This window comes from Hyella patelloides LEGE 07179, from assembly GCF_900659865.1.
In the GTDB taxonomy this organism is placed as follows: Bacteria; Cyanobacteriota; Cyanobacteriia; order Cyanobacteriales; family Xenococcaceae; genus Hyella; species Hyella patelloides.
Genome location: NZ_LR214209.1, coordinates 1 through 3,116 on the forward strand (window position 1 = coordinate 1; position 3,116 = coordinate 3,116).

Here is a 3,116-nt window from a genome sequence, read left to right on the forward strand (position 1 = left end):
TTCTTGCTGGCTGGATTGAACCAGAAGCCCTCGAGCAGCTTGAGGCCGATATGGCGGCTGCCGCTGCGGGTGAAGATCAAGCCGACCTGACCGAAGAAGAACGCGCATTGTTGGCACTTGGTGCCCAGAAATAATGAAACGTCTTGCTACAGGAGAGTTAGATATTGTCGTAGGAACACATCAGTTATTAGGTAAAGATATCAAGTTTAAAGACTTAGGAATGCTGGTAATAGATGAAGAACAAAGATTTGGTGTTAATCAAAAAGAAAAGATTAAAAACTTTAAATCTCAAGTGGATGTTTTAACTCTCTCCGCAACTCCAATTCCCCGCACTCTTTATATGTCTTTATCGGGAATTCGAGAAATGAGCCTGATTACCACACCTCCCCCATCCCGCCGTCCGATTAAAACCCATCTTTCCCCCTATAACCAAGAAGTCATTCGCAATGCTATCCGTAACGAATTAGATCGCGGTGGACAAATATTTTATGTAGTCCCCAGAGTAGATGGTATTGAAGAAGTAGGAGGAGGATTACGTGAAATGATTCCTAACGCTCGACTGGCGATCGCCCATGGCCAAATGGCAGAATCAGAATTAGAAGCCACCATGTTGACTTTTAGTAATGGTGAAGCAGATATCTTAGTTTGTACCACTATCATCGAGTCTGGCTTAGATATTCCCCGTGTTAACACTATTATCGTTGAAGATGCTCAAAAATTCGGTTTATCGCAGTTATACCAGTTGAGAGGAAGAGTAGGGCGATCGGGAATTCAGGCACACGCCTGGTTACTATATCCCAATAAACAGAGTTTATCAGATACCGCTCGCAAACGTCTCAGAGCTTTACAAGAATTTAGCCAACTAGGTTCTGGTTATCAACTAGCAACGAGAGATATGGAAATTCGTGGTGTTGGTAACATTTTAGGTGCAGAACAATCGGGACAAATGACTGCTATTGGTTTCGATCTTTATATGGAAATGTTGCAAGATGCCATTCACGAAATTCAAGGACAAGAAATACCTAAAGTAGAAGATACTCAAGTAGATTTAAAACTAACCGCCTTTATTCCCGCCGATTACATATCAGATATGGCGCAAAAGATGGATGCCTATCGTGCAGTTGCCACCGCATCTTCTAAACCAGAACTAACACAAATAGCAGCCGATTGGAACGATCGCTATGGTGCTTTACCCGCCTCTGTAGAGCAACTTATTCAAGTAATGGAATTAAAACAAATAGCTAAAGCGATCGGTTTTTCTCGTGTCAAACCAGAAGGAAAACAAAATATTGTCTTAGAAACTCCCATGGGCGAACCTGCTTGGAATTTACTAGCGGAAAAATTACCAAAACATATCCAATCTCGCTTTGTTTATGCTTCTAAAAAAGTTGTGGTGCGCGGTTTAGGTATTGTGAAACCTCAACGACAGTTAGAACAATTAATTGAATGGTTAGGAGCTATTTATCAGGCTTTACCAGAATTAGAAGGTGTGATGAATGGTTAGTAGAAGAACTCTTTTAATACTTGTAGCAAATAGTGAATTTTTATAAGAGCGATCGCTATATTCAAGTTATTTTGTGTTTGATACTATTAGCAATTATTATATTATAGTGATTCCAAATAAAAACCTTATACTTGACTGTTCCCTGTTCCCTGTTCCCTCGAACCATTAAACTTAATGTAAGGAAATTAATTGGAACGACTATAATTAACAACTACTGATAACGTCTTTTAAAACGACTATCAAAGTGATGTTTTTTTACTTGATTGCATTGACTACAGAGAGTTTGTAAATTACTTATATCATTACTTCCACCAGTGGCTAAAGGAATAATATGATCTATATTTAGCTTGGTTTCTTGTTTTGTTTTGCCACAACTTTGACATTGATAATTATCTCTTTGATAGACATATTTTCTAACAGATTGTGGTATCTTTATTCTAGGTGTCTTAGGCATTATTTTTGTAGGGTGGGCATTGCCCACTATGGTTATTAGATTAATTTATACTTATATACTTAAGAAATAGTTTTACGGATATCATCAAGGGAATTATTTTCTAAGTGATTATTTGTTTCTATTGTTTCTAATTCATCAGGACAAAATTCTAATACTACCCTCATTCTTACTTTACCTTTTTTCCACCCACCAGATTCAAGGTCTAATATTTCTGCTTCTACACCCTTTGTATTCCAGTCCTCTAGAGCAAAGCCTTTTGTAGTAGCATAGATAGGAAGCTTACTTAATCCTTCTTTGCTAAATCTTTCTGGTAATTCAGGAATGGTTAACTGTCTAAAAAAGAAGTTAACTCTTTCAAGAAGTTGACCAATTTTAAATGTTCTTCCTTGTGGAAAAGAAACAACACTATTTGCTTGAATATTTTCATGATCTAATACTTCAAAAGTTTTTTTATTTTCCATTGTGGTAATTTTCTTTATAAGATAATTTTGTATTATTGCTTTATGGATTAAGATTCAAGAAGATAACTAAATTTCTTTTCGCAATTCATCAAGTGGTGATTCGATTTCGTCAGGAATAAATTCTATAGATATTTTTACTTTTCCTTTTTGCCAAGATTGATTAGGAGCTAACATTTTGCAAGGTACACCTTCAACACACCATTTTTCTTTTTTACGATAATTTATTTGATCGCCAATAGCATTTAATAACTCTTCCACTGTGTAAGTATGATGACTAATTAAAATATTATCTTCGCTATTAACTGATAGTACGTCATCGCCATTGAGAGTTATTTTTTGATTGTTCATAATTTATGTAGTGTATATAACGCTTATATAGTAAAAGATTGAGAAGATTTAGGATTACTAATTGATTCGCAAGTTTTAGATTATGGGTTGAATTGAAGGATTAAACCTAATGCAAGATAAGTTCTCGTTGGGTTACGCTGTCGCTCACCTAACTTACTATCGTGTCAAGTCTAAAAGATTGGGCTAATTCTTTAATTACAAAACTTTTTCCCCCCAAAGTTGGGTAGGGCTGTTTCATTCTTAATTAAAGTCAGGTAAATTAAAGTAAAAGCTTAATTTGACCGTGCAATGACTTCAATAAACTTAGATAAAAGCTTAATTGACTATTTCAAACAAATCCCTGATGAAC

3 protein-coding genes and 1 pseudogene are annotated in these 3,116 nt (G+C 35.8%); 1 reads left to right on the forward strand and 3 read right to left on the reverse strand.

Features of this window, described 5'->3' with window-relative positions:
• Positions 1–127: 127 nt before the first annotated feature.
• A pseudogene (locus tag H1P_RS32225) lies at positions 128–1,504 on the forward strand (TRCF domain-containing protein); the annotation flags it as partial.
• A 211-nt stretch (positions 1,505–1,715) separates the two neighbouring features.
• On the opposite strand, the gene H1P_RS32230 reads toward H1P_RS32225, so the two are convergent.
• The 3 genes from H1P_RS32230 to H1P_RS32240 all read right to left on the reverse strand — a co-directional run bounded on the left by H1P_RS32230 (position 1,716) and on the right by H1P_RS32240 (position 2,767).
• The gene (locus H1P_RS32230; RefSeq protein ID WP_144875401.1) at positions 1,716–1,958 is read right to left on the reverse strand and encodes an HNH endonuclease; all 243 of its coding nucleotides are present in this window, start codon (positions 1,956–1,958) and stop codon (positions 1,716–1,718) included.
• 59 nt (positions 1,959–2,017) lie between these two features.
• On the reverse strand, positions 2,018–2,419 hold the full coding sequence (locus H1P_RS32235) for a KGK domain-containing protein (protein WP_144875403.1): 402 nt from the start codon (positions 2,417–2,419) through the stop codon (positions 2,018–2,020).
• Between the two features lie 66 nt (positions 2,420–2,485).
• Positions 2,486–2,767 (reverse strand): KGK domain-containing protein, encoded by a 282-nt coding sequence (locus H1P_RS32240; protein WP_144875405.1) that lies wholly within the window; start codon positions 2,765–2,767, stop codon positions 2,486–2,488.
• Between the last annotated feature and the right edge of the window lie 349 nt (positions 2,768–3,116).

Coding starts and splice junctions, on each gene's coding strand:
- H1P_RS32230 (WP_144875401.1), bottom strand. CDS start 1,958: ATGCCTAAGACACCTAGAATAAAGATACCACAATCTGTTAGAAAATAT.
- H1P_RS32235 (WP_144875403.1), bottom strand. CDS start 2,419: ATGGAAAATAAAAAAACTTTTGAAGTATTAGATCATGAAAATATTCAA.
- H1P_RS32240 (WP_144875405.1), bottom strand. CDS start 2,767: ATGAACAATCAAAAAATAACTCTCAATGGCGATGACGTACTATCAGTT.